The organism is Streptomyces sp. NPDC058373 (assembly GCF_042723275.1).
Taxonomy (GTDB): Bacteria; Actinomycetota; Actinomycetes; order Streptomycetales; family Streptomycetaceae; genus Streptomyces.
Genome location: NZ_JBHXJE010000029.1, coordinates 24,426 through 50,019 on the forward strand (window position 1 = coordinate 24,426; position 25,594 = coordinate 50,019).

Consider the following 25,594-nt stretch of genomic DNA (forward strand, 5'->3'; position numbering starts at 1 on the left):
GATCATTCTGGCTCCTCACGTCAGTCTGCTGCGGGGGCACCCCGGCCCGTCCCCGCCCTCCCGTCTCGTCGGCGGCTATCCGCCGGTGGCGGGTGGGGCCGTCGCCGAGCAGTCTTTCGTCCGACAGGTGTGGTCGCCGGTGGTCACTGTCGTGGAGCGGTGAAGTGGTTCTCCACTCATCACCGTCACGGTGGCGGATCGAGCAATGGGGGACGGTCTCGCCCACCACCGGCGGGTGGTCGCGTACGAGACCGTGGGATGGGGTCGTGCCGGGGTGCCCCCGCAGCAAACTGACAACCTCGGCCGCCTTGATGCGACTGACCCTTGAGCTGTCAGTTTGTGAGGAGGTGCCCCGGCGCGGCCCCACCCCACCCACGTACCGGAGGGACCGCGAACCCCTGGCAGGGCCGTCACTCAAAGCCAACGCCGACCGAAAAAATCCCAGCCCGGCCGGCGCTTGAGGCCAATCAGTGACCGCCACGGTCAAAACAAACCGCACCCACCCCAAGCCTGGCCGGCGCTTGAGGCCATCCGTGACCGGCGCGGGAAAGCCGGGCCGCAGCCCGAAGAACAGCCTGGCCGGCGCTTGAGGCCATCCGTGACCGGCGCGGGAAAGCCGGGCCGCAGCCCAAGGAACAGCCTGGCCGGCGCTTGAGGCCATCCGTGACCGGCGCGGGAAAGCCGGGCCGCAGCCCAAGGAACAGCCCGGCCGGCGCCTGAGGCCATCTCGGACCGGCACACGAAAGCCGGACAGCCGCCAAAGACAGCCCGGCCGGCGCTTGAGGCCAGTCAAGAGGGGGCCGGGGAATGTCCGAAACCCGGCCCTGTGTCACCCGACTGCCCAGCCGGGGGCGCCGGGCGGAGCCACACCCCCAGGGCCCCCCGCCCGCCGCAGGCGGAACGTGCCTGCGAAGACACCCCCGCAGCGGGACGACTATCCCGATAGCCGGACCAAAACGACGCGACCAAGGGGAGCGATGCGCTCCGTTCCCGTCAATTCGAGACGAACGGTGACGGAGCGCGTGCGTAATGTGATGTGCTGGGCGCGGTCGCCGGATGCGGAGTGGACGCGGCAGCGCGGACTCCGGTGAGCGAGGGAGGGGAGCCGCATGGGGTCGGGTCACATCCGCCGGTGGGAATCGGGTGCGTACGCGCACGCCGTGTCGGACCCTTTCGGCCAGGGTCCGGTCCCCTGGCTGCGCGGAAGCGAGAACTACTTCGACGACACCGGCCAGGTGGTCCCCTGGTACGTGGAGCACGCCCCGGCGCCGGGCGCCTCGGGCCCGCGCATCCCGCCGCCGAGATCGGGCAGCGGCCCGCGCACGGCCGACGACGTGGACCAGCAGATCAAGGGGTTCGCCTCGGCGGGAGCCGTCGCCCCCGGCGAGTCGATCGACTTCCACATCACGGTCAACCCGCCCCAGCAGTTCTCCGTGGACGTCTACCGTATCGGCCACTACGGCGGTGACGGCGCGTCGAAGATCACCACCAGCCCACGCCTCTCGGGCATCGTGCAGCCCCCGCCCCTCACCGCCGACCGCACGGTCTCCTGCCACCACTGGTGGCTCTCCTGGCGGCTCCAGGTCCCCACCCTGTGGAGCATCGGCGCGTACGTGGCGGTGCTGACCACGGCGGACGGCCGGTACCGCTCGCACGTGCCGTTCACCGTGCGCGACAGCCACCCGGCCGACCTGCTGCTGGTCCTGCCCGATGTGACCTGGCAGGCCTACAACCTCTACCCGGAGGACGGGCGGACCGGCGCCAGCCTCTACCACGCGTGGGACGAGACGGGGAAGCTCCTCGGCGAGGAGGACGCCGCCGTCACCCTCTCCTTCGACCGGCCGTACGCGGGCGCGGGCCTGCCCCTGCACGTCGGCCACGCCTACGACTTCATCCGCTGGGCCGAGCGGTACGGCTACGACCTCGCCTACGCCGACACCCGCGACCTGCACTCCGGCCGCATCGACCCGACCCGCTACCGGGGCCTGGTCTTCCCGGGCCACGACGAGTACTGGTCGGTGCCGATGCGCGACACCGTGGAGCTGGCCCGCGACCACGGCACCTCGCTGGTCTTCCTCTCCGCCAACACCATGTACTGGAAGGTCGAGTTGTCGCCGTCGGCCTCCGGCGTCCCGGACCGCATGCTGACCTGCCGCAAGCGCCGCGGCCCCGGCCGCCCCACGCTCTGGCGCGAGGTGGACCGGGCCGAGCAGCAGCTCCTCGGCATCCAGTACGCGGGCCGCGTCCCCGAGCCGCACCCGATGGTGGTGCGCAACGCCTCGCACTGGCTCTGGGAGGCGACCGGCGCCCACGAGGGCGACGAGCTGCCCGGCATGGTCGCGGGCGAGGCCGACCGGTACTTCCCGCGCACCCGGCTCCCCGAGCACGACAGCCGCATCCTGCTCGCCCACTCGCCCTACCGCGACCACGAGGGGACCAAGCGCCACCAGGAGACCTCCCTGTACCGCGCCCCGAGCGGCGCCCTCGTCTTCGCCTCCGGCACCTTCGCCTGGTCCCCGGCGCTCGACCGCCCCGGCCACGTCGACGAACGGGTCCAGCGCGCCACCGCCAACCTCCTCGACCGCATCTGCAAACGCGACTGACCCGCCCCCGCCGGGCCCGGGGGCCGCCTCCCGGCCCCGCCCGCCACCCTGACCGGGCCGGAGCCCGGGTGATGCGGAAGAATCGGAGGCATTGGCCAGAACCACGGGGAGGAACCGTGTCCGGATTCGTCGAAAAGCCCGAGCCCGTCGAAGTACCGGGCCTGCTGCATCTGCACACCGGCAAGGTGCGCGACCTCTACCAGAGCGAGTCGGGCGACCTCGTCATGGTCGCCAGCGACCGCGTCTCGGCGTACGACTGGGTGCTGCCGACCGAGATCCCCGACAAGGGGCGCGTCCTCACCCAGCTCTCCCTGTGGTGGTTCGACCAGCTCGCCGACCTGGTCCCCAACCACATCCTTTCCACCACGCTCCCCGAGGGGGCGCCCGCCGACTGGCAGGGGCGCACGCTGGTGTGCAAGTCCCTGGAGATGGCGCCCGTCGAGTGCGTCGCGCGCGGCTACCTGGCCGGCTCCGGCCTGGTCGAGTACGAGGAGAGCCAGACCGTCTGCGGCCTCGCCCTCCCGCCCGGCCTCGTCAACGGCTCCGAACTGCCCGGCGCGATCTTCACCCCCGCCACCAAGGCGGCCGTCGGCGACCACGACGAGAACGTCTCCTACGAGGAGGTCGCCCGTCTGGTCGGCCCCGAGACCGCCGCCCAGCTCCGCCAGACCACCCTCGCCGTCTACAGCAGGGCGCTGGAGGTGGCCCGCGAACGGGGGCTGATCCTCGCCGACACCAAGTTCGAGTTCGGCCACAACGCCGAGGGCACCCTGATCCTCGCCGACGAGGTCCTCACCCCGGACTCCTCGCGGTACTGGCCCGCCGACCAGTGGGAGCCGGGCCGCGCCCAGCCCTCCTTCGACAAGCAGTTCGTCCGCGACTGGCTCACCTCCGCCGAATCGGGCTGGGACCGCCGCTCCGAGCAGCCGCCGCCGGCGCTGCCCGAGGAGGTCGTGGCCCGCACCCGCGCCAAGTACATCGAGGCGTACGAGCGGCTGACCGGCGTGAGCTGGGGCTGAGCCCCGAAGGCCGCCCGCGCCCTCGTACCGGGGCGCGGGCGGCGGGCGGCAGCCGATGGGCGCACGAAGAAGCCCCGGTCCGATGGACCGGGGCTTCTTCCGTGGAGCGAACGACGAGGTTCGAACTCGCGACCTCAACCTTGGCAAGGTTGCGCTCTACCAACTGAGCTACGTTCGCCTGCTGCGCCGTGGCGCGGGCACCACTATACCCAACCCCGCTCGCGCGCGAGACGTACCGCCGCGTGCCGGTTCTCGGCGCCCAACTTGGTGACGGCCGAGGAGAGGTAGTTGCGGACGGTGCCGGGGGAGAGGGCGGCGCGCTCGGCGATCTCCGCCACCGGCGCCCCGTCCGCCGCCAGTTCCAGCACCTCCGCCTCGCGGGCGGTGAGCGGCGAGTCCCCGGCGGCGATCGCGTCGGCGGCCAACTCCGGGTCGATGTAGCGGTTTCCGGCGTGGACCGAGCGGACCAGCTCGGCCAGTCGCTGCGCGCTCACCGTCTTCGGGACGAAGCCGCGCACCCCGGCCGCGAGGGCCTGCTTGAGGTTGCCGGGGCGCCCGTGGCCGGTGACGATCATGACGCGGCAGGCGGGGAGTTCGTCGCGTAGCGCTGTGGCCACCGCCACACCGTCGGCGCCGGGCATCTGGAGGTCGAGGACGGCCACGTCGGGGCGGTGGGCGCGGGCCATCGCCAGCGCCTCCGGCCCCGTCGCCGCCTCGGCGACCACCACGAGGTCGTCCTCCAGCGCGAGCAGCGCGGCCACAGCGCCCCGGATCAGGTGCTCGTCGTCGGCGAGCAGGACGCGGACGGGCGCCCCGCCGGGGGCGGCGGGCGCGGGCGGTTCGGGGGTCTGGTCCGTCATGGCATCTTCCTACTCCTGCTCCTGGCGGCCCGGCACGCCGCCCTCCCCGGCGGAGGGGCCCGCCTCCGGTACAGGTACCCGTGCCACCACGCGGAACGCGCTCGCGCCCGTGGGCCCGGCCTCCAGGGTCCCCTGCTCTGCGGCGAGCCGTTCGCGCAGCCCGGCGAGACCGTGGCCGCCGGAGCTCTCGGCGCTGGACGGCTCAGCGGTCGGTACGCCGTCGTTTTCGACGGTCAGCTCGGCGAGGGCGGGCCACTCCGAGCCCTGGGCACCCGCGCGCCGCACGGTCAGGGCGATGCGGCAGTGCGCGGCGTTGCCGTGCCGCAGCACGTTGGTGACCGCCTCCCGGACCACCCAGGCCAGCGCCGCCTGGACCGGGCGGGGCAGCCCCGTCGGGGTGCCGGTGACGGTGCAGGTGATCCCGGCGGCGCTCAGCACGCCCCGCGCACCGAGGAGCTCGGTGTACAGATCGGCCTCGCGGTACCCCCGGACCACCTCGCGGACCTCGCGCTGCGACTCCTGGGCGATCCGCTGCACCTCGGCCATCTGCTCGACCGCCTCCGGCCGCTCGCGCCGGGCGAGCTGCACCGCCAGTTCGCTCTTGAGCGCGATGACGGAGAGGTTGCGGCCCAGCACGTCGTGCAGGTCCCGCCCGAACCGCAGCCGCTCCTCGGCCACCGCGAGCCGGGACCGGGTGCGGCGGGCCTCGTCGAGTTCGTAGACGGCGTGCAGGAGCCAGACGGAGAAGCGGGAAGCGAGGGTGAGGCCGCCCGAGCTGAGCAGGGTGGAGAGGGCGAGGGCCGCCGCGGCGGGCGCGGGCAACAGGAGCGAGCCCAGCAGCCACCCGCCGAAGGTGGCCACCAGCACCGCCACCAGGCTCTGCCGGTCCTTCCGCAGCACCAGCACCCCGAGGCCGCAGCCGAAGGCGAGAAAGAGGACGAAGGTCCCCGCGCAGGCCGTGTAGTACGCGTCCGGAGGGTCGGTCGGCAGCGTGACGAGGAGGAAAGCGGAGACGGCGGCGCCGACGAAGCTCAACGCCACGTACACGCCCAGCAGCCGCCGGGGCTGCGCCCGGCGCCCGGCCGCCCAGTCCAGCGCCTGCCCGGTCAGCCGGAGCCCGACGGCGGTGTGCACCAGCACCGCCCCCGCCACCGGCAGCGCGGAGCGAGCCGGTACGGGGGCGAGCGAGAAGAGGGCCGTCAGCAACTGGATCACCGGGAAGAACTGGAACGAGATCCGGGTGTACGCCTCCACCTTGGCGGCGGTGCCCTTCCGTCCCCACCACGACCGGGGCCGCCTGATCGCCGCCTGGGCGGTTGCGCCGTACGAGCCCTCGTCCTCGGTCCCGGCCATGGTGATCCGTCCCTCGATGCCTGGTGGCGGTGGCTGCCGGCCAGCGGTCAGCGGCGGGGTTCCCAACGGAACCACCGGCGTACAGCAAACAGGGTCAGCGCGATCCAGGCCAGCGAGACCACGGCGGCCTGGAGCACGTCGCCGGCCGACAGGTCGCCGGTCCAGCCGCCGCGGATCAGTGTCATCGCTCCGGCGAGCGGCAGCCGCTCGCAGACGGAGGCGAGGGAGTCGGGGAAGACCTCCAGCGGCACCACCATGCCGGAGCCGAGCATCAGCACCAGCAGCACCGGCATCGCCATGACCTGCGCCGACTCCGCGGTACGGCTGACGGTGCTGGTGAGCGCGGCGAGGCAGACCATCAGCACGATGCCGAGGAGAATGCCGATCACCGCCAGGTGGGGCGCGGGGGGTGCGCCCACGTCGAGCAGGACGGTGCAGCCGGCGATCAGGACGGCCGACTGGACCAGGCCGATCACCATCGAGGGCAGGGCGGTCCCGGCCAGGATCTCGTTGTCCCGCAGCTCGCCGGTGCGGAGCCGCTTGAGGACCAGTTCCTCGCGGCGGGTCGCGTAGATGGCGACCAGTGAGCTGTAGACGGCGAAGAGCAGGGAGAAGCCGATGGCCCCGGGCAGGAGCACCAGGCCGACAGTGAGCCCGGTGCCCTTCAGCGTCTCCTCGTCCACGGTCTGGGCGACGCTGAACGGCAGCGCGAACGGCACGAAGAGCGCCGCGAACATCACGCCCTTGCTCCGGACCAGCAGTGCCAGCTCGGCGCGGGCCAGGGCGGCGAGCCGCCCCAGCGGCCGGGTGCGTTCCGGCTGCCCGGTGGGCGTGGGGGAGGTGGTGACGGCGCTCATACGGCGGTCTCCTTCCGGGAGTCGGCGGGGTCGGAACCGGTGCCGGGCTCGCCCCGGCCGTCGGCCTCACGGGCGATGTGCAGGAACGCCTCCTCCAGCGAGGCCGCCCGTACGTCCAGCGAGCCGAGCGTGACGCCCGCGTCCCGCGCCCACACCAGCAGGGAGGTCGCGGCCTGCTGGAGGTTCTGCGTCATCAGCCGCACGGTGCGGCCGTCGTGGGAGTGCCCGGTCACGCCGAGCCGGTCCAGCGGCGGCAGGTCACCGGGGAACCAGCCGTCGGGCAGGTCGAAGGTGATCCGCGACGGCTGCGCGCTCACCACGTCCTCGACGGTGCCCTCGCTGGCGATCCGGCCCTCGTGGAGGATGGCCAGCCGGTCGGCGAGCGCCTCGGCCTCCTCCAGGTAGTGCGTGGTCAGCAGCACCGTGGTGCCCTGGGCGCGCAGCTCGCGGACGAGCGACCAGGTGTCCTGGCGCCCCTCGGCGTCCAGTCCGGTGGTCGGCTCGTCGAGGAAGAGCACCTCGGGGCGGCCGAGCAGCGCCAGCGCCAGGTCCAGACGGCGCTTCTCGCCGCCGGAGAGCACCTTGACGCGGACGTCGGCCCGCTTGCCGAGCCCCACCATCTCCAGCGCCTCGCCGATCGGGCGGGCGCCGGTGGTGCACCCGGCCCACATCCGCAGGGTCTCGCGGACGGTGAGTTCGGCGGGGAAGCCGCCGTCCTGGAGCATCACGCCGATGCGCGGGCGGACCGCGTCGCGTTCGGCGTACGGGTCGTGCCCGAGCACCCGTACGCGGCCGGAGGCCGGGCGCGCGAGTCCTTCGAGGATCTCCAGGGTCGAGGTCTTGCCTGCGCCGTTGGTGCCGAGCAGGGCGAACAGCTCACCGCGGCCGACGGTGAAGGAGACGCCGCTCACTGCTTCGAAGCCGCCCCCGTACACCCGCCGCAGATCGGTCACATCGATCACGTGGTCTTCGGTCTTCATGCCTCCACCCTCCCCGCCGCCCCCCGCCCCCGACAGTGCGCCCTGTCATCGGTCCTCATGACAAATGTCAGACCACGACCAATCCCCAGCCCACCCACAGCCACCCCCCAGCCCACCACAGCTACCCCCCCCAGCCCGGCCGGCGTTTGAGGCCATCCGTGACCGGCACGGAGAAGCCGGGCCGCAGCCAAACCCCAGCCCGGCCGGCGCCTGAGCCAAGAGGCCGGCCGGCGCCTGAGGCCAAGGCAGACAAGCGAAAGGCCCCAGTCAACGACTGGGGCCTTTCAACGGAGCGGACGACCAGGTTCGAACTGGCGACCTCAACCTTGGCAAGGTTGCGCTCTACCAACTGAGCTACGTCCGCATCGCATCCGACCGGCTCTCACCGATCGGCGCTTCCCTCACTCTACCCGAACTTCCGAGTGGTCCGAAGACCCCCGGAGGGCCAGGTGGTGCTGAAGAGCGGGTGACAGGAATTGCACACTGCGCCTCCCTCTTGGAAAGAGGGTGTTCTACTACTGAACTACACCCGCACAACCTGGGGTTTCGGCCTTCCGGCCTCGCCCCTCGGCGTGCTCCAGACTTTAGCTGATCACCAGGGGTGTTGCGCAAGTCGGCTGCGCGCGCCCCCGGGAGCGCGCGCCCGGCGCGGGCCACCCCCGCCGGGCCGGCCGCGCCCGCCCCGGTCAGTTGGCCTGTTCGAACGCCTCGTAGACCTTCTTCGGGATCCGCCCCCGGGGCGGCACCTCCATCTGGTGCGAGCGCGCCCAGGCGCGCACCGCGGCGGGGTCGGCGGCGACGGAGGTCCGCCGGTAGGCGCGGCCGGAGGCGGAGCGCTTGCGTCCGGCGCGGAGGTAGGGCTCCAGCGTTTCGCGGAGCTTTTCCGCATTGGCTTGGTTCAGGTCGATCTCGTACGACGTGCCGTCCAGCCCGAAGGCGACCGTTTCCGACGCTTCACCGCCGTCGATGTCGTCGAAGAGAGTGACCACGACTCGCTGCGCCACGAATATCGGTCCCTTCATGCGGCACCCCGGTCCGGTCGATCCGTGCCCGCGGGGCGGCTCGCGGTCGGGTGACCGGGGCGCCGACCTGCCGGGACGCGGCCGGGACGTGCGGAGATGCCGGTGGTTCGGCTGTTTCTGCGGAATGCCGCTTTATCGCGGCCATTCCTTTGTACAGCGGCGGACAATCCTTGGGGAAGACCCTCTCATTGTTCCCTCGCGATGGCCCGGAATCGCGGCTGCGCGATTTTTCCTCGATTTTTCGCGAGCGCCTCACTTCTGATACCGGAACGTGATGCCCGTCACGCTCGCTACGCGCGTAGAAATTTCGGCCGGGTACGCTGAACGGACCTGCTCAGCACCAGCACCACACACCGGGAGTGCCAGTGGCACGCGTCGTAGTCGACGTCATGCTCAAGCCGGAGATCCTCGACCCTCAGGGCCAGGCGGTGCAGCGTGCACTGCCGCGTCTGGGCTTCGAGGGAATCTCCGACGTACGTCAGGGAAAGCGTTTCGAACTCGAAGTGGACGGGCCGGTGGACGACGCCGCTCTCGCCCGTATCCACGAACTGGCGGAGACCTTCCTCGCCAACACCGTGATCGAGAACTTCACCGTGAAGGTCGAGGAAGAGAAGTGACCGCGGGCCTGACCCCCGCCGCCCGCTCGAACACCCGGGTCGGCGTCGTCACCTTCCCCGGCAGCCTGGACGACCGCGACACCCAGCGGGCGATCCGCCTCGCGGGCGCCGAGGCGGTGCCGCTCTGGCACAAGGACAAGGACCTCCAGCAGGTCGACGCCGTGGTCCTGCCCGGCGGCTTCTCCTACGGCGACTACCTGCGGGCCGGAGCCATCTCCCGCTTCTCGCCGCTGATGGAGAAGATCATCGACGAGGCCCGCGCGGGCATGCCGGTCCTCGGCATCTGCAACGGCTTCCAGGTCCTCACCGAGGCCCACCTGCTGCCCGGCGCCATGCTCGGCAACGACCACCTGCACTTCGTCTGCCGCGACCAGAAGCTGCGCGTGGAGAACACCGCCACCGCCTGGACCGGCGACTACGTGGCGGGGCAGGAGATCCACATCCCGCTGAAGAACATGGACGGGCGGTACGTCGCGGACTCGCGCACGCTCGACATGCTGGAGGCCGAGGGCCGCGTCGCCTTCCGCTACCTCGACGTCAACCCGAACGGCTCGCTCCGCGACATCGCCGGCATCACCAACGAGGCCGGGAACGTCGTCGGCCTGATGCCGCACCCCGAGCACGCCGTCGAGCCGCTGGTCGGCTCCGGCCGCACCGACGGCCTGCCCTTCTTCACCTCGATCATCAAGAAGCTGGTCAGCGCATGAGCCTGGACACGGTCAAGCACGCGACCGACACCCCGGAGACCGAGCAGCCCTGGGCCGAGCTCGGTCTCAAGGAGGACGAGTACGCCCGGGTCCGCGAGATCCTCGGCCGCCGTCCCACCGGCGCCGAACTCGCCATGTACTCGGTGATGTGGTCCGAGCACTGCTCGTACAAGTCGTCCAAGGTGCACCTGCGCCAGTTCGGCGAGAAGGCCCCGCAGTCGGACGCCATGCTCGTCGGCATCGGCGAGAACGCCGGCGTGGTCGACGTCGGCCAGGGCTACGCGGTCACCTTCAAGGTCGAGTCGCACAACCACCCCTCGTACGTCGAGCCCTACCAGGGCGCGGCCACCGGCGTCGGCGGCATCGTCCGCGACATCATCGCGATGGGCGCCCGCCCGGTCGCGGTCGTCGACCCGCTGCGCTTCGGCGCCGCCGACCACCCCGACACCCGGCGCGTGCTGCCCGGCGTCGTCGCGGGCATCGGCGGCTACGGCAACTGCCTGGGCCTGCCCAACATCGGCGGCGAGGTCGTCTTCGACGCCTGCTACCAGGGCAACCCGCTGGTCAACGCCGGCGCCATCGGCGTCATGCGGCACGAGGACATCCACCTCGCCAAGGCCTCCGGCACCGGCAACAAGGTCATCCTCTACGGCGCCCGCACCGGCGGCGACGGCATCGGCGGCGCCTCGATCCTGGCCTCCGAGACCTTCACAGATACATCAGCGGCTGACGCCGCGGGCGCCAAGCCCAGCAAGCGCCCGGCGGTCCAGGTCGGCGACCCCTTCCAGGAGAAGCTCCTCATCGAGTGCACCCTGGAGGCGTTCGCCGAGAAGCTGGTCGTCGGCATCCAGGACCTCGGCGCGGCCGGTCTCTCCTGCGCCACCAGCGAGCTCGCCTCCAACGGCTCCGGCGGCATGCGGGTCACCCTGGACGACGTACCGCTGCGCGACTCCACGCTCTCGCCCGAGGAGATCCTCATGAGCGAGTCGCAGGAGCGCATGTGCGCCGTGGTCGAGCCGGAGAAGGTCGACCGCTTCCTCGCCATCTGCGAGAAGTGGGACGTCATCGCCACCGTCATCGGCGAGGTCACCGACGGCGACCGGCTGGAGATCTTCTGGCACGGCGAGAAGATCGTCGACGTCGACCCGCGCACCGTCGCCCACGACGGCCCGGTCTACGAACGCCCCCTCGCCCGCCCGGCGTGGCAGGACGCCCTCCAGGCCGACGACGCGGGCAAGCTGCCCCGCCCGGCCACCGGCGACGAGCTGAAGGAGCAGGTCCTCGCCCTGCTCTCCTCGCCCAACCAGGCCTCCAAGTCCTGGATCACCTCCCAGTACGACCACTTCGTCCAGGGCAACACGGTGCTCGCCCAGCCCGAGGACGCCGGGATGATCCGGGTCGACGAGGAGTCCGGGCTCGGCGTCGCCATCGCCACCGACGGCAACGGCCGGTTCGCCAAGCTCGACCCGTACCACGGCGCCCAGTTGGCGCTGGCCGAGGCGTACCGGAACGTCGCCACGACCGGCGCGAAGCCGCTCGCCGTCTCCGACTGCCTCAACTTCGGCTCGCCCGAGGACCCGGCCGTCATGTGGCAGTTCGCCGAGGCCATCCGCGGCCTCGCCGACGCCTGCCAGACCCTGGGCACCCCGGTCACCGGCGGCAACGTCTCGCTCTACAACCAGACCGGCGAGGCGGCCATCCACCCGACGCCGGTCGTCGCCGTCCTCGGCGTCATCGACGACGTGGCCCGCCGCACCCCGGTCGCCTTCGCCGAGGAGGGCCAGCTCCTGTACCTCCTCGGGGAGACCCGCGAGGAGTTCGGCGGCTCGGCCTGGTCGCAGGTGATCCACGACCACCTCGGCGGGCTGCCGCCCCAGGTGGACCTGGAGCGGGAGCGGCTGCTGGCCGACATCCTCATCTCGGCCTCGCGCGACGGCATGGTCGACGCCGCGCACGACCTCTCCGACGGCGGCCTGGTGCAGGCGGTCGCGGAGTCCTGCCTGCGCGGCCGGAAGGGCGCCCGGCTGGTCGTGCCGGACGGGCTGGACGCCTTCACCTTCCTGTTCAGCGAGTCCGCGGGCCGGGTCGTCGTGGCCGTCCCGCGCTCCGAGGAGCTGCGCTTCACCGACATGTGCGGTGCGCGCGGCCTGCCCGCCACCCGCATCGGCGTGGTCGACGGGGACGTACTGGAGGTGCAGGGGGAGTTCACCCTCTCGCTCCGCGAGGTCCGCGAGGCGCACGAGGGCACCATCGAGGCGCTGATGGCCTGAGGGTCGCACGGCCCACGGCCGGACCGCCGAGATCCCGGCGCCGATCCCCGCGATCGGCGCCGGGAGTTCGCCATGTCTCCTCACGTACCGCCAACTCCCGCCCCATAACGGGTGGTTGAGCGGTTCGCCAGGTCACTGGCCCAGAGGCATATCTTCACCGGGGGCCCACATCCGCCCGTCGGCGTCGTAGTCTCGGCCCCATGCCAGCAGCATCCACACGCCGCCCCCGCTCGTACGACCCGGTGAAGACCCGTGCCGCCGTGCTCGCCCAGGCCGCGCACGTCGCCGAGGCCGTGCGCGCACTGCGCCCGGACCAGTTGAGCGGGCCCAGCGGGCTCGGCGACTGGACCGTCGCCGAACTCGTCGCCCACCTGGCGACCGGCGTCGACGGGCTGCGCTCGGGGCTCGTGGAGCCCGCGCCGACCGCCGCCGAGACCGCCCTGCTCGACTGGGCCGCCGGCACCGGCGCCCGCGCTGAGGGCAACGCTCAGGCGGCCCGTAAGGCCGCCGCCGACCAGGACCCGGTCGAGCGGTACACCCGGGCCACCGTGGACTTCGCCCGGCTGCTCGCGGACGTCCCCCTGGACCGGATCATCGCCGCCCGGGCCGGGGCGATGACCTTCACCGACTTCCTCGTCACCCGCGCCGTGGAGCTGGTCGTCCACACCGACGACCTGCGCCGCGCCACCGGCGTCGACATCCCGCTGGACCGGCAGGCGGTCGCCGTCGTGGTGCGCGTCCTGGCCGACTCGCTGGCCGCCAAGGCGCCCGGCGGCTCCGTCGAGGTCCGCGTCCCGCCGTACGCCGTCGTGCAGTGCGTGGCGGGCCCCCGGCACACCCGCGGCACCCCGCCCAACGTCGTGGAGACCGACCCGCTGACCTGGGTACGCCTTGCCGCGGGGCGCACCACCTGGGCCGAGGCGGTCGACGGCGGCCACCTCACGGCGGGCGGCGAACGCGCCGACATCTCGGAGCTGCTGCCCGTCCTCTCCTGACCCGCTCCACGGGGCCTCCCGGGGGCGTACGCGCCGTCGTGCGCCCCGGGGAGGCGGGCGCGGCATCCGCACTGTGGGACGGGCCGGAGGCGGGGGCCGGGGAGCGATACCTCACACCCGCTCAACCGCCCGGAAAACCCGCAGGTCACGCGGGTGCGGCCGGGAAGGGCCGGGATCCCCCATTCGGACCGGTGGTCGATCTCGCCTACACTCGGAGGCGTGCCACGTGGTGACGGTCGACTCAATCACGATCTGCTCCCCGGTGAGAAAGGCCCCCAGGACGCTTGTGGCGTCTTCGGTGTCTGGGCTCCGGGCGAAGAGGTCGCCAAGCTCTCCTACTTCGGGCTGTACGCCCTCCAACACCGGGGCCAGGAATCCGCGGGAATCGCGGTCAGCAACGGCTCCCAGATCCTCGTCTTCAAGGACATGGGCCTCGTTTCCCAGGTCTTCGACGAGACCTCCCTCGGCTCCCTGACGGGCCACATCGCCGTGGGCCACGCCCGCTACTCCACCACCGGCGCCTCGGTGTGGGAGAACGCCCAGCCGACGTTCCGCGCCACCGCGCACGGATCGATCGCCCTCGGCCACAACGGCAACCTGGTCAACACGGTCGAGCTGGCCGAGATGGTCGCCGGCCTGCCGAAGGAGAACGGCCGGGCGACCCAGGTCGCGGCCACCAACGACACCGACCTGATCACGGCGCTCCTCGCCGGTCAGACGGACGACGACGGCAAGCCGCTCACCCTGGAGGACGCGGCAGCCAAGATCCTCCCCGACGTCAAGGGCGCCTTCTCCCTCGTCTTCATGGACGAGCACACCCTCTACGCCGCCCGCGACCCGCAGGGCATCCGCCCGCTGGTCCTCGGCCGCCTGGAGCGCGGCTGGGTCGTCGCCAGCGAGAGCGCCGCCCTCGACATCTGCGGCGCCAGCTTCGTCCGCGAGATCGAGCCCGGCGAGCTCGTCGCCATCGACGAGAACGGCCTGCGCAGCTCCCGCTTCGCCGAGGCCCGGCCCAAGGGCTGCGTCTTCGAGTACGTCTACCTGGCCCGCCCCGACACCGACATCGCCGGGCGGAACGTCTACCTCTCCCGCGTCGAGATGGGCCGCCGCCTCGCCAAGGAGGCCCCGGCCGAGGCCGACCTCGTCATAGCGACCCCGGAGTCCGGCACCCCGGCCGCCATCGGGTACGCGGAGGCCAGCGGCATCCCGTTCGGCGCCGGCCTGGTGAAGAACGCCTACGTCGGCCGGACCTTCATCCAGCCCTCGCAGACCATCCGCCAGCTCGGCATCCGCCTCAAGCTCAACCCGCTGAAGGAAGTCATCAAGGGCAAGCGGCTGGTGGTCGTCGACGACTCCATCGTCCGCGGCAACACCCAGCGGGCCCTGGTGCGGATGCTCCGCGAGGCCGGGGCCGCCGAGGTGCACATCCGCATCTCGTCCCCGCCGGTCAAGTGGCCCTGCTTCTTCGGCATCGACTTCGCGACCCGCGCCGAGCTGATCGCCAACGGCATGACCGTCGAGGAGATCGGCACCTCCATGGGCGCCGACTCGCTGGCGTACATCTCGATCGACTCGATGATCGAGGCCACCACCATCGCCAAGCCCAACCTCTGCCGGGCCTGCTTCGACGGTGAGTACCCGATGACGCTGCCCGACCCCGAGCTGCTCGGCAAGCAGCTCCTGGAGACCGAGCTGGCGGGCGGCGCCGACGCCGCCGACGCCCTCCGCCGTCCGTAGCCGCAGGTAGCCCCGCCGCCCCTCCGCACGCGCCGTCACCGTCGACGGCGCGGGCGGGCCGCCGGGCCGGCCGACACGAAAGTCCCAGCCATGTCTGAAACCCCCAACGGCGCCTCGTACGCCGCCGCCGGCGTCGACATCGACGCGGGCGACCGCGCGGTCGAGTTGATGAAGGACTGGGTCCGCAAGACCCGGCGCCCCGAGGTCCTCGGCGGCATCGGCGGCTTCGCCGGCCTCTTCGACGCCTCCGCCCTCAAGGGGTACGAGCGGCCGCTGCTCGCCTCCGCCACCGACGGCGTGGGCACCAAGGTCGACCTCGCCCGCCGGCTCGGCGTCTACGACACCATCGGCCACGACCTGGTCGCCATGGTCATGGACGACATCGTGGTCTGCGGGGCCGAGCCGCTCTTCATGACCGACTACATCTGCGTCGGCAAGGTCCACCCGGAGCGTGTCGCGGCCATCGTCAAGGGCATCGCCGAGGGCTGCGTTCTGGCCGGCTGCGCGCTGGTCGGCGGCGAGACCGCCGAGCACCCCGGGCTCCTCGGCCCGGACGACTTCGACGTGGCGGGCGCGGGGACCGGCGTGGTCGAGGCCGACCGGCTGCTCGGCCCGGACCGGATCCGGGAGGGCGACGCGGTGATCGCGATGGCCTCCTCCGGGCTTCACTCCAACGGGTACTCGCTCGTCCGCCATGTGGTCTTCGACCGGGCCGGCTGGAGCCTGGACCGCGAGGTGCCGGAGTTCGGCCGCACCCTCGGCGAGGAGCTGCTGGAGCCGACCAAGATCTACTCGCTGGACTGCCTGGCGCTGACCCGCACCACCGCGGTGCACGCCTTCTCGCACATCACCGGCGGTGGCCTCGCCAACAACCTGGCCCGGGTGGTCCCGGACGGCCTGCACGCCGCGGTCGACCGGTCGACCTGGACCCCGGGCGCCGTCTTCGACCTGGTCGGCAAGGCCGGTCAGGTGGAGCGGCCGGAGCTGGAGAGGACGCTGAACATGGGCGTCGGCATGATGGCGGTCGTCCCGGCCGGTTCGGTCGAGGTGGCCCTGACGACGCTGCGCGACCGCGGGGTCGACGCCTGGGTGGCGGGCGAGATCACCCGGCGCGGCGACGAGGCCACCGCGGCGACCCTGACGGGTGACTACGCGGCCTGAGGCGGACGGCGGCGCGCCGTGGCCACCCGGTCACGGCGCGCCGCACCCGCCCCGGCGGTGACCAGGGATGACGACAGTGAGCGCGAGGAAGACGGCAGGGGTCGGGCGACCGGCTCGGGAGCTGCCGACGGGACCGATGGCGGTGGTGCGGATCGCGGCATCGGCTGCCCGCCCCGGGACCTGCGCCGGTCGGGCGGCGGTCTCCGGGTGGTCGCGCGACGCGCGCGTACGCACACGTCGGCGCGTGGCTCGCACCACGCGCTCGCTTCATCGGTCCGGTATCGCGCAGGACAGCACAAGACCCGGTCCGGGACCTGGCGGGTCCCTGACCGGGTACTCAGTGCGAAGTCAAGCGCCGCGGCGTTGCTTCGACGCGGGACCGGACTCGTCGTCCTCGTCCTCGTCGTCGTTGTACAAGTCCGCGTACTGTGCGTACGGGTCCTCGTCCTCGTCATCCTCGAACGGCTCGCCGTTCGGAGGCTGACTCGAAGTCGATGCGCCCAGCTCGCTGGCCAGACGCGACAGGTCAGTCCCGCCGCTGTTGTACTTCAGCTGGCGGGCGACCTTTGTCTGCTTGGCCTTGGCCCGGCCGCGCCCCATGGCTCGACCCCCTCGGTGACGGGGCTCGACGGCCCCAGAGTCTTGACACGCGTTCATGTTTCGGGACGGACTCTCCGTGGGGAGTCCGTGCCCGTAGGGCTTCAACGGTACCTGCTTCCGCGCCCATCCGGTACGCCGCCCACCGGACGGACCCGTGGTCAGCACCGTCGAGGAGCCCCTGTCCTCGCTGGTCAGGTGCGAGTTTAACCCGCCCCGCGAGAGCGACCCGCCGACGGGCGTGAGTCTTGTCTCCCCCGGCCCGGGCACGCTGATGGCTCTGACCGGTACCTGACCAAAGACGGCCGGGCGGCCCTCCCGCCCCGGCGTGCGCCCTTCGCGGGCCTGTTCAGAGCGTGATCGGGTGACGCCCGACGCGTGATCGCCCTGCTGGCACGCCCTTTCCCCGAGCTCCGGCCGCGCCGGACCGCCTCCGGCGCACACCCGGCGGTCCGCTCCCCCCGCCGGGCGTTTCGGCCGGTTGCGTCCCGTGACCGTCCGGGCCTTCCAGGCGGGACGCACCACCCAAAAATCCCCGCCGCGGAGGTCCGCGACGGGGAAAAATGGCTGAAAAAGATCGTCCGTCCGGGGGTGGGTCAGCCCCGGCGGCCCTCCGCCATGCGCTGCTCGGCGAGCCGGTCGGCGGCGGCCGCCGGGGGCACGCCGTCGGACTTCGCACGTGCGAAGATCTCCAGCGTCGTGTCGAAGATCTTCGCCGCCTTCTGCTTGCACCGGTCGAAGTCGAAGCCGTGCAGCTCGTCGGCGACCTGGATGACACCGCCGGCGTTGACCACGTAGTCCGGCGCGTAGAGGACGCCGCGGTCGGCGAGGTCCTTCTCGATGCCGGGGTGGGCGAGCTGGTTGTTGGCGGCGCCGCAGACCACCTTGGCGGTGAGCGCGGGAACGCTGGCGTCGTTCAGCGCGCCACCGAGGGCGCACGGCGCGTAGATGTCGAGCCCGGCGGTGCGGATGAGCGCCTCGGTGTCGGGGGCGGCCGTCACCTCGGGGTGGCGCTCGGTGATCAGCCGCACGGCCTCCTCGCGGACGTCCGTGACGACGATCTCGGCGCCCTCCTCCAGGAGGTGGCCGACCAGGTGGCGCCCGACCTTGCCGATCCCGGCCACGCCCACCTTGCGCCCGCGCAGCGAGGGGTCGCCCCACTGGTGCTGGGCCGAGGCGCGCATGCCCTGGTAGACGCCGAAGGCGGTGAGGACCGAGGAGTCGCCGGCGCCGCCGTTCTCCGGGGAGCGCCCGGTGGTCCACCTGTTCTCGCGGGCGACCACGTCCATGTCGGCGACGTAGGTGCCGACGTCGCAGGCGGTGACGTAGCGGCCGCCGAGCGAGGCGACGGCGCGGCCGTAGGCCAGCAGCAGCTCCTCGGTCTTGTCGCGCTCGGGGTCACCGATGACCACGGCCTTGCCGCCGCCGTGGTCGAGCCCGGCGAGGGCGTTCTTGTACGACATGCCGCGCGCGAGGTTGAGCGCGTCGGCGACCGCCTCGGCCTCGTCGGCGTAGGGGTAGAAGCGCGTGCCGCCGAGGGCCGGGCCCAGGGCGGTGCTGTGGAGGGCGATGACGGCCTTGAGGCCGCTGCTTCGGTCCTGGACGAGCACGACCTGCTCGTGGCCGCCCTGCTCCGAACGGAACAGGGTGTGCAGGACGCCGTCGGATACGTCGGTCACTGTGGTGACTCCCGGTGAGATGCGGCGGATGGGCGGAGTCCGTAAAGGTGGCGGACGCCGTGGCATGAGGGTAGAACGAGCCCGTGCCGCGGTCGTCCCCCGAGCCCGATCTTCCCTCGCGCGGGTGGCGCCGCGTGGCACGATGCGCGGGGTGTCCGAGCTGGTGTCGGGGGGAGGGAGCGGGGTGCCGCAGGTGTCCGCGGTGAGGTTTCCGTACGCGTCGTACCTGCGGGTCTACGAGCCGCTCGGCGCGTTCCCCGAGCCTGAGCGCGGCCACTGGGAGCGGTACGCCCACGAGGTCGAGCCGCCCTCGTACGAGGAGGAGCTGCGGGCCTCGCTCGCCGCCGTGCTGGCGACGCCCCCCTTGCCGGTACCGGAGCGGGAGAGCGACGAGGCCTTCGTGCTCTGGTCCGGCCAGACCCCGCTGATCTGCCCGTGGACGACCCGGCTGCGGTGCTGGGAGGCGCTCCAGGAGACCGACGAACTCTTCCCGCCGACGGTGCTGGACGCCGCGCTCCCCCCGGCCGTCCGCCAGGAGGCGGCCGCCGGCCACGCCCGCCACCTGGAGCGCCACCCGGACGCCCGGGCGTGGATCCGGCAGGCGGCTTGGTCGGTCCCGCTGAGCTGGTTCGTCCTGGTCGGCGACGAGGACCGGGAGTACGACCGGGGCTCGGAGGAGGAGCCCGCCCTGCTGCGCTACCGCACCCCCATGGCCCAGGCCCGGCGCCGGGTGGCGCGCGGGCTGCGCGCGCTGCGGGACAGCGTGGCCGCGGCCGACCCCTCCGAGCGGGGGGCGCGCCAGGCCGGGGGGCCGCTGGTGACGGGCCTGGTAGATGTAGGGCGGTGGCTGGAGGAGTTCCATCCGCGGTCGCTGGTCGAGCTGGACTACGGCGGGCTGGTGCACGTGCTGCCGCCGTCGGTGCTCGACGCCGACCGTTCCGCGGCCGACGTCGCCTCGGGCATCCGCGCGCTGGGCGTCGGGGACGACGTGGTGGCGGGCGAGGCGTACGCGCGGCTCGTCGAGCGGTGGCGCGCGGTGCGCGAGCGGCAGTTCGCCAACTGATCCGCGGGCGGGCCGCCGCGGCCGGGACCGCGGACCTACGTCCTAGGTCCTGATCCGGGCGTATGCCTCAAACGTGAGGGAACCCACGGAGACGGGATCTTGCGTCCTTCCCCCGCCCTCGTGCCAAAATAGGACAAGGAGCCCGGCGCGGGCTCCATTCGCCCAACTAGGGGCGGATTGCTCACCCTTGCGTTCTTTGGGTGTTGTGGTGGCTCCTGATCACTCCTGTGACTGATCGTCACTGGGGCGTGACTGTCCGCTATGGCACGGTCCATCGGCTTACCGCCGCTGATGGCCACCTGAGAGGGCAATTCCATCGGTTTGGCCGACGTGGCTGGACGGATGGTGTAGTTGTAGTGCCGAGGACAAGCCGTTCGTCCTATAACCGACTCGACCCGCGTCCGCCATTTCGGGCAACGTGGGTCAAGGTGCAGAATTTAGAGGAAAGAACCGAGAAGGTTCGGTTCTCCCGAGGAGGCCGCTCATGACCGCTCGCACCCCTGATGCCGAGCCGCTGCTGACCCCCGCTGAGGTCGCCACGATGTTCCGTGTCGACCCCAAGACGGTCACGCGCTGGGCGAAGGCTGGCAAGCTCACGTCGATCCGCACGCTCGGCGGACACCGCCGTTACCGCGAGGCCGAGGTCCGCGCGCTGCTGGCGGGCATCCCGCAGCAGCGCAGCGAAGCCTGAAAAACCGCCTGAAACAGGGCGTTTCCGGGTCCCCCAATCCGGCGCGCGCCCGTCACGGCCTCGCACAGCACCCCATAGCTCCACACGACGCGGCGGTCTGCCCCAACAGACCCCGTCCCCGTACCCCACGGGTAAGTCGTTCTGATCGCGCTGGACTCCGCCGGGTCCAGCGCGATCTTTTTGTGTCCCGGGCCCCGGAGGCGGGTGCCGCCGGCGCTTCCGGACCGTGCCCCGCGGCCTCCGTCGTACGCCTCGCACCTGCGCGAATCTGTCCCGTCCGGGTCGCCTCGGGGCGTTCGCGGGCGGGGTCGCGGAGGGCGGAACCCGGGCCGGTACCGGTCCCACGCGGAACTCGCCGGTAGCGTTCCGGGGCGGTGCAATTGCACATATTAAATTGATCGGTTGTAGGGGACGGTTAAAGGGCACCCCTTCTGAAACTCTTTCGGTGACACCCGTCACACGCCGTCCGTCTTGTCCTCCGGGAGCCCGCTGCACTAATGGAGGCCGCCGTTCCGAACGGCCCCCGCTCTCCTCCACCCCTGGCACCGCGCCGGAGCCGCCCGCAGACCGCGCACCGCCCGGTGCGGTGGCGGGTGCCGACGGCGGCCGCGAGGTGGGCGCGGAGCAGGGCGCGGGTCGCGTGGCGCGGCCGGGCGGGCAACGGCTCCCGTGCGCCCGCGAGAAGCCCGGAAGCGGCCTCGCGGGACGCCGGGCCGGTGCGGCGCGGCTCGGGGCCCTCGACGGGCGGCAGGGCGGCTGCTGCGGAGTCCGGCACGGGTCACCTCCCAGGGGCGTGCGGCGCGGCCGCGCCGGGGCCCGCTGTCTGAGTACCGGCGCTCCGTCACACCGTCAAGACGGCGCGGGGGCGGCGCGGCAGGCCCGTACGGGCGGGAGGTGTCCACCCGGCGTGGGGGCGACACGAAGAAGGCCCCACATCCGAAGATGTGGGGCCTTCCGCTGCGGTCCTGACGGGATTTGAACCCGCGGCCTCCACCTTGACAGGGTGGCGAGCACTCCAAACTGCTCCACAGGACCTTGCTGGTGAGCACCGCCCGTTTCCGCGCCGTGCTGCGAGACAGGACTCTACCCCAGTCCCCGCCCCCCACGCGAACTCGCTCTCCGCAGCCGCACGCTCACCCGCCCGGAACCCGCGCGAGGCCCGTCCCAGGCGCCCCGGAGGGCCTACGGAGCCGCCGCGTCCACCGCCTTCACGATGCGTTTGTCGGAGATCGGATACGCCGTGCCGAGCGCGTGCGCGAAGTAGCTGACCCGGAGTTCCTCGATCATCCAGCGGATGTCCAGGACCTCCTTCGGTACGGGTCTGCCCTGCGGCATCTGCTCCAGCAGCCAGGCGTACTCGTCCTGCATCTCCTTGACCTTCGCCATCCGCGTCGTGTCGCGCTGCGCGCCGGTCGGCATCTGCGCGAGGCGCCGGTCGGCGGCGACCAGGTAGCGCTTGAGGTCCGGGAGCCGCCCGAGCCCCGCCTCCGTGACGAAGCCGGGGTGGATCAGCGCCGACACCTGCTCGCGTACGTCGGCCAGGTTGGCGAGGAGCGCCGGGGAGCGGGTCGACTTCAGCCGTCGCTCCACCGCGCCCCAGGCCGCCAGCACCTGCTGGACCTGCTGGATCGCCCGCAGCGTCGTGTCGACCAGGTCCGCGCGCACCTTCTCGTACAGCTTCCGGTACGCCTCCTCGTCCCAGGCGGGGCCGCCGTGGTCGGCGACGAGGCGGTCGGCCGCGGCGGTGGCGCAGTCCTCGAAGAGGGCCTGGACGGAGCCGTGCGGGTTGGCCGAGAGGTTGAGCTTCTGCTGGTTGGTCAGCCGGTCGGCGGCGAACTTGGCCGGGTTGACCGGGATGTTGAGCAGGATGAGGCGGCGGGTGCCGCGCCACATGGCCTGCCGCTGCTCGGCCTCGGAGTCGAAGAGGCGGACGGCGACCGAGGATCCCTCGTCGACCAGGGCCGGGTACGCCTTCACCGGCTGGCCGGCCCGACGGGTCTCGAAGACCTCGGGGAGGGCGCCGATCGTCCAGTCGGTCAGGCCGGTCCGCTCGATGGAGGGGCCGCCGGAGCGCTCGGCGGTGGCGGCCGCCGCCTTGGAGAGGGCCTGGCGGGCCTTGGGGCGCAGCTTCAGCTTGAGCGCTTCGAGGTCCTTGTCCTCGGCGAGGGCGCGGCGCCGCTCGTCGACGATCCGGAAGGTGATCTTCAAGTGGTCGGGGACCCGGGAGGTGTCGAAGTCGTCGCCGGTCACCGGGACGCCGACGATCCGCTGGAGCTCGCGGGCGAGCGTCACCGGCAGCGGCTCCTGGAGCGGGGTGGCGCGCTCCAGGAACGCCCGCGCGTAGTTGGGCGCGGGGACGTAGTGGCGGCGGATCGGCTTGGGCAGCGAGCGGATCAGCTCGGTGACGACCTCCTCGCGCAGGCCCGGGATCTGCCAGTCGAACCCCTCGTCGGTGACCTGGTTGAGCACCTGGAGCGGGATGTGCACGGTGACACCGTCGGCGTCCGCGCCCGGCTCGAACTGGTACGTCACGCGGAACTTCAGCCCGCCCTGCCGCCAGGAGTCCGGGTAGTCGGCCTTGGTCACCGCCTGCGCCGCCTCGGTCAGCAGCATCGACCGCTCGAAGTCGAGGAGTTCGGGCTCCTCCTTCTTCTTCCGCTTCCACCAGGAGTCGAAGTGGGCGCCGGAGACGACGTCGGCCGGCACCCGCTGGTCGTAGAAGTCGAAGAGGGTCTCGTCGTCCACCACGATGTCGCGGCGCCGGGCCCGGTGCTCCAGCTCCTCGACCTCGGTCAGCAGCTTGCGGTTGGCGGCGAAGAACTGGTGGTGGGTGCGCCAGTCACCCTCGACCAGGGCGTTGCGAATGAAAAGGTCCCGGGAGACCTCCGGGTCGATCCGGCCGTAGTTGACCTTCCGGTGCGCCACGATCGGTACGCCGTACAGCGTCACCTTCTCGTAGGCGACCACGGCGGCCTGGTCCTTCTCCCAGTGCGGCTCGCTGTACGTCCGCTTGACCAGGTGTTCGGCGAGCGGCTCGACCCACTCGGGCTCGATCCTGGCATTGACCCGCGCCCAGAGCCGGGAGGTCTCCACCAGCTCGGCCGACATCAGGAACCGGGGCGGCTTCTTGAAGAGCGCCGAGCCGGGGAAGACCGCGAACTTGGCGCCACGGGCGCCCAGGTACTCGTTCCGGCCGCCGCGCGCGCCCTCGCGCCCCTGCTTGGCGGCGGAGGCGGCGGGGGTGGTCTCCTTCACGTCCTTCATGCCGACGTGCGACAGCAGGCCGGAGAGGAGCGAGATGTGGATTGGCTGGTCGGCCGCGTCGTCCTCGCTGAGTTCCAGCCCCATCTGCTTGGCGACGGTGCGCAGTTGGGCGTAGATGTCCTGCCACTCGCGGATGCGCAGGTAGTTGAGGTATTCCGCCTTGCACATCCGGCGGAACGCCGAGGAGGAGCGCTCCTTCTGCTGCGCCCGCAGATACCGCCAGAGGTTGAGGTAGCTGAGGAAGTCGCTGGTCTCGTCCTTGAACCGGGCGTGCTGCTGGTCGGCCTGGGCCTGCTTCTCCGAGGGCCGCTCACGCGGGTCCTGGATCGACAGGGCGGCCGCGATGACCATGACCTCGCGGACGCAGCCGTTCTTGTCGGCCTCCAGGACCATCCGGGCCAGCCGCGGGTCGACCGGCAGCTGGGCCAGGCGCCGGCCGCGCTCGGTGAGCCGCTTGCGCGGGTCCTTCTCGGCCGGGTCGAGCGCGCCGAGTTCCTGGAGGAGCTGCACGCCGTCGCGGATGTTGCGGTGGTCCGGCGGGTCGATGAAGGGAAACTTCTCGATGTCGCCGAGCCCGGCCGCCGTCATCTGGAGGATGACCGAGGCGAGGTTGGTGCGCAGGATCTCCGCGTCGGTGAACTCCGCCCGCGCGAGGAAGTCCTCCTCGGAGTAGAGCCGGACGCAGATGCCGTCCGAGGTACGGCCGCAGCGGCCCTTGCGCTGGTTGGCGCTGGCCTGCGAGACCGGCTCGATCGGCAGGCGCTGCACCTTGGTGCGGTGGCTGTACCGCGAGATGCGGGCGGTGCCCGGGTCGATGACGTACTTGATGCCGGGGACGGTCAGCGAGGTCTCGGCCACGTTGGTCGCCAGCACGACGCGGCTGCGTACGCCCGGCCCGGGGCGCTGGAAGACGCGGTGCTGCTCCTGGTGGGAGAGGCGGGCGTAGAGCGGCAGGATCTCGGTGCCGCGCAGGTTCCGCTTGGCCAGCGCGTCGGCGGTGTCGCGGATCTCCCGCTCGCCGGAGAGGAAGACCAGCACGTCGCCGGGGCCCTCGGCCTGGAGCTCGTCGACCGCCTCGCAGATCGCGGTGACCTGGTCGCGGTCGGCGTCCTCGCCGCCCTCTTCGAGGAGCGGCCGGTACCGCACCTCCACCGGGTACGTACGCCCGCTGACCTCGATGACCGGCGCAGCCGCCTTTGGACCGGGCTCCTTGCCGCCGACGGTCGCCATGCGCGGCCCGAAGTGGCGCGCGAACCGGTCGGTCTCGATCGTCGCGGAGGTGATGACCACCTTCAGGTCGGGCCGGCTCGGCAGCAGCTGCGCCAGATACCCGAGGAGGAAGTCGATGTTGAGGCTGCGCTCGTGGGCCTCGTCGATGATGATCGTGTCGTAGGCGCGCAGCTCGCGGTCGGTCTGGATCTCCGCGAGGAGGATGCCGTCGGTCATCAGCTTGATGAAGGTGGCGTCCTGGCGGACCTGGTCGGTGAAGCGCACCTTCCAGCCGACCGCCTCGCCGAGCGGCGTGTCCAGCTCGTCGGCGATCCGCTCGGCCACCGTGCGGGCCGCGATCCGGCGCGGCTGGGTGTGGCCGATCATGCCGCGCACACCCCGGCCCAGCTCCAGGCAGATCTTGGGGATCTGGGTGGTCTTGCCGGAGCCGGTCTCACCGGCGACGACGACCACCTGGTGGTCCCTGATCGCCTCGGCGATCAGCTCCTTCTTCTGGCTGACGGGCAGCTGCTCGGGATAGGTGATCTCCGGCATGCGGGCCCGGCGCTCGGCCATCCTGGCCGCGCCCTTCTCCGCCTCCGCCCTGATCTCCTCCAGGACGGCCGCCCTGGCCTCCGGCTTGCGTATACGGCGGGTGCCCTCCAGGCGGCGTCCGAGCCGGTGCGCGTCGCGCAGGGACAGCTCTGCCAGCAGGGGGTGGAGGTCGGAGATCGTAGACATACGAATCCCAGGATCTCACCCCGGCACGGGAAGTGGCGACCCAGTTTCCGGGCGGAGGCGCCTTAGGGATGCCTGGGGCGGGCAAATCCAGCCCGGCCGGCGTTTGAGGCGACCCGCCCCCGCCGGACGGCGGCCGGACTTCGAGGCCGGGCCCGCGGCACAAGGCGGA

Annotated in this window: 19 protein-coding genes and 4 tRNA genes; 10 read left to right on the top strand and 13 right to left on the bottom strand. The window is 72.1% G+C overall.

The window, feature by feature from the left end; translation table 11 throughout:
• Positions 1-1,109 precede the first annotated feature (1,109 nt).
• Positions 1,110-2,603: a N,N-dimethylformamidase beta subunit family domain-containing protein gene (locus ACFWMZ_RS17605; protein WP_383181329.1), complete on the top strand. Its 1,494-nt coding sequence runs from the start codon at positions 1,110-1,112 to the stop codon at positions 2,601-2,603.
• A 116-nt stretch (positions 2,604-2,719) separates the two neighbouring features.
• Positions 2,720-3,622, top strand: a complete 903-nt coding sequence (locus tag ACFWMZ_RS17610) for a phosphoribosylaminoimidazolesuccinocarboxamide synthase (protein WP_383202486.1) — start codon at positions 2,720-2,722, stop codon at positions 3,620-3,622.
• A 102-nt stretch (positions 3,623-3,724) separates the two neighbouring features.
• On the opposite strand, the gene ACFWMZ_RS17615 is transcribed toward ACFWMZ_RS17610, so the two are convergent.
• The 8 genes from ACFWMZ_RS17615 to ACFWMZ_RS17650 all read right to left on the bottom strand — a co-directional run bounded on the left by ACFWMZ_RS17615 (position 3,725) and on the right by ACFWMZ_RS17650 (position 8,676).
• Positions 3,725-3,800 (bottom strand) — tRNA-Gly (locus ACFWMZ_RS17615).
• Positions 3,801-3,825: 25 nt separating this feature from the next.
• Positions 3,826-4,482 (bottom strand): response regulator, encoded by a 657-nt coding sequence (locus ACFWMZ_RS17620; RefSeq protein ID WP_383202489.1) that lies wholly within the window; start codon positions 4,480-4,482, stop codon positions 3,826-3,828.
• Between the two features lie 9 nt (positions 4,483-4,491).
• Positions 4,492-5,835, bottom strand: a complete 1,344-nt coding sequence (locus ACFWMZ_RS17625; protein ID WP_383202492.1) for a sensor histidine kinase — start codon at positions 5,833-5,835, stop codon at positions 4,492-4,494.
• 47 nt (positions 5,836-5,882) lie between these two features.
• Positions 5,883-6,692 (bottom strand): ABC transporter permease, encoded by an 810-nt coding sequence (locus ACFWMZ_RS17630; protein WP_383202495.1) that lies wholly within the window; start codon positions 6,690-6,692, stop codon positions 5,883-5,885.
• A complete protein-coding gene (locus ACFWMZ_RS17635; RefSeq protein ID WP_383181315.1) occupies positions 6,689-7,672 on the bottom strand; it encodes an ABC transporter ATP-binding protein in 984 nt (327 codons plus the stop codon). The genes ACFWMZ_RS17630 and ACFWMZ_RS17635 overlap by 4 nt, the downstream gene beginning before the upstream one ends.
• 291 nt (positions 7,673-7,963) lie before the next feature.
• Positions 7,964-8,036, bottom strand: a tRNA-Gly gene (locus ACFWMZ_RS17640).
• A gap of 97 nt (positions 8,037-8,133) precedes the next feature.
• Positions 8,134-8,205 (bottom strand) — tRNA-Gly (locus ACFWMZ_RS17645).
• 153 nt (positions 8,206-8,358) lie between these two features.
• Positions 8,359-8,676: an Lsr2 family protein gene (locus tag ACFWMZ_RS17650; protein ID WP_383181338.1), complete on the bottom strand. Its 318-nt coding sequence runs from the start codon at positions 8,674-8,676 to the stop codon at positions 8,359-8,361.
• Between the two features lie 383 nt (positions 8,677-9,059).
• On the opposite strand from ACFWMZ_RS17650, the gene purS reads away from it, so the two are divergent.
• From purS to purM, 6 genes are all read left to right on the top strand, one after another.
• Entirely contained in the window at positions 9,060-9,311 is a 252-nt protein-coding gene (purS, locus tag ACFWMZ_RS17655) for a phosphoribosylformylglycinamidine synthase subunit PurS (RefSeq protein WP_008409760.1), read from the top strand.
• The gene (gene purQ, locus ACFWMZ_RS17660; protein ID WP_383181311.1) at positions 9,308-10,018 is read left to right on the top strand and encodes a phosphoribosylformylglycinamidine synthase subunit PurQ; all 711 of its coding nucleotides are present in this window, start codon (positions 9,308-9,310) and stop codon (positions 10,016-10,018) included. Before purS ends, purQ begins: the two co-directional genes overlap by 4 nt.
• Entirely contained in the window at positions 10,015-12,288 is a 2,274-nt protein-coding gene (gene purL, locus ACFWMZ_RS17665) for a phosphoribosylformylglycinamidine synthase subunit PurL (protein ID WP_383202498.1), read from the top strand. The genes purQ and purL overlap by 4 nt, the downstream gene beginning before the upstream one ends.
• A 200-nt stretch (positions 12,289-12,488) precedes the next feature.
• Entirely contained in the window at positions 12,489-13,283 is a 795-nt protein-coding gene (locus tag ACFWMZ_RS17670; protein WP_383181305.1) for a sterol carrier family protein, read from the top strand.
• 219 nt (positions 13,284-13,502) lie between these two features.
• Entirely contained in the window at positions 13,503-15,020 is a 1,518-nt protein-coding gene (gene purF, locus ACFWMZ_RS17675) for an amidophosphoribosyltransferase (protein WP_383181302.1), read from the top strand.
• 90 nt (positions 15,021-15,110) lie between these two features.
• Complete coding sequence (purM, locus tag ACFWMZ_RS17680; protein ID WP_383202500.1) at positions 15,111-16,181, top strand: phosphoribosylformylglycinamidine cyclo-ligase; 1,071 nt, start codon at positions 15,111-15,113, stop codon at positions 16,179-16,181.
• Between the two features lie 348 nt (positions 16,182-16,529).
• Here the strand turns inward: purM and ACFWMZ_RS17685 are convergent, their stop codons facing one another.
• On the bottom strand, positions 16,530-16,781 hold the full coding sequence (locus tag ACFWMZ_RS17685) for a DUF3073 domain-containing protein (protein ID WP_008409756.1): 252 nt from the start codon (positions 16,779-16,781) through the stop codon (positions 16,530-16,532).
• A 593-nt stretch (positions 16,782-17,374) separates the two neighbouring features.
• Positions 17,375-18,457: a Leu/Phe/Val dehydrogenase gene (locus ACFWMZ_RS17690; protein ID WP_383202503.1), complete on the bottom strand. Its 1,083-nt coding sequence runs from the start codon at positions 18,455-18,457 to the stop codon at positions 17,375-17,377.
• Positions 18,458-18,641: 184 nt separating this feature from the next.
• On the opposite strand from ACFWMZ_RS17690, the gene ACFWMZ_RS17695 reads away from it, so the two are divergent.
• Both ACFWMZ_RS17695 and bldC read left to right on the top strand, forming a co-directional pair.
• Positions 18,642-19,520, top strand: a complete 879-nt coding sequence (locus ACFWMZ_RS17695) for a hypothetical protein (RefSeq protein WP_383202546.1) — start codon at positions 18,642-18,644, stop codon at positions 19,518-19,520.
• Between the two features lie 484 nt (positions 19,521-20,004).
• Positions 20,005-20,211 (top strand): developmental transcriptional regulator BldC, encoded by a 207-nt coding sequence (bldC, locus tag ACFWMZ_RS17700; protein ID WP_003949541.1) that lies wholly within the window; start codon positions 20,005-20,007, stop codon positions 20,209-20,211.
• A 415-nt stretch (positions 20,212-20,626) separates the two neighbouring features.
• Here the strand turns inward: bldC and ACFWMZ_RS17705 are convergent, their stop codons facing one another.
• The 3 genes from ACFWMZ_RS17705 to hrpA form a co-directional block, all read right to left on the bottom strand.
• A complete protein-coding gene (locus ACFWMZ_RS17705; RefSeq protein ID WP_383181293.1) occupies positions 20,627-20,986 on the bottom strand; it encodes a DUF6274 family protein in 360 nt (119 codons plus the stop codon).
• Positions 20,987-21,171: 185 nt separating this feature from the next.
• Positions 21,172-21,246: transfer RNA gene (locus ACFWMZ_RS17710), tRNA-Asp, on the bottom strand.
• 147 nt (positions 21,247-21,393) lie between these two features.
• Positions 21,394-25,425 (bottom strand): ATP-dependent RNA helicase HrpA, encoded by a 4,032-nt coding sequence (hrpA, locus tag ACFWMZ_RS17715; protein WP_383202506.1) that lies wholly within the window; start codon positions 25,423-25,425, stop codon positions 21,394-21,396.
• Positions 25,426-25,594: the final 169 nt, after the last annotated feature.

What these genes read in the sequence shown, in the direction of transcription:
- purL (WP_383202498.1), top strand. Translation starts at nt 10,015, where the DNA reads ATGAGCCTGGACACGGTCAAGCACGCGACCGACACCCCGGAGACCGAG.
- ACFWMZ_RS17670 (WP_383181305.1), top strand. Translation starts at nt 12,489, where the DNA reads ATGCCAGCAGCATCCACACGCCGCCCCCGCTCGTACGACCCGGTGAAG.
- hrpA (WP_383202506.1), bottom strand. Translation starts at nt 25,425, where the DNA reads ATGTCTACGATCTCCGACCTCCACCCCCTGCTGGCAGAGCTGTCCCTG.
- ACFWMZ_RS17605 (WP_383181329.1), top strand. Translation starts at nt 1,110, where the DNA reads ATGGGGTCGGGTCACATCCGCCGGTGGGAATCGGGTGCGTACGCGCAC.
- ACFWMZ_RS17620 (WP_383202489.1), bottom strand. Translation starts at nt 4,482, where the DNA reads ATGACGGACCAGACCCCCGAACCGCCCGCGCCCGCCGCCCCCGGCGGG.
- ACFWMZ_RS17635 (WP_383181315.1), bottom strand. Translation starts at nt 7,672, where the DNA reads ATGAAGACCGAAGACCACGTGATCGATGTGACCGATCTGCGGCGGGTG.
- ACFWMZ_RS17685 (WP_008409756.1), bottom strand. Translation starts at nt 16,781, where the DNA reads ATGGGGCGCGGCCGGGCCAAGGCCAAGCAGACAAAGGTCGCCCGCCAG.
- bldC (WP_003949541.1), top strand. Translation starts at nt 20,005, where the DNA reads ATGACCGCTCGCACCCCTGATGCCGAGCCGCTGCTGACCCCCGCTGAG.
- purM (WP_383202500.1), top strand. Translation starts at nt 15,111, where the DNA reads ATGTCTGAAACCCCCAACGGCGCCTCGTACGCCGCCGCCGGCGTCGAC.
- ACFWMZ_RS17625 (WP_383202492.1), bottom strand. Translation starts at nt 5,835, where the DNA reads ATGGCCGGGACCGAGGACGAGGGCTCGTACGGCGCAACCGCCCAGGCG.
- ACFWMZ_RS17630 (WP_383202495.1), bottom strand. Translation starts at nt 6,692, where the DNA reads ATGAGCGCCGTCACCACCTCCCCCACGCCCACCGGGCAGCCGGAACGC.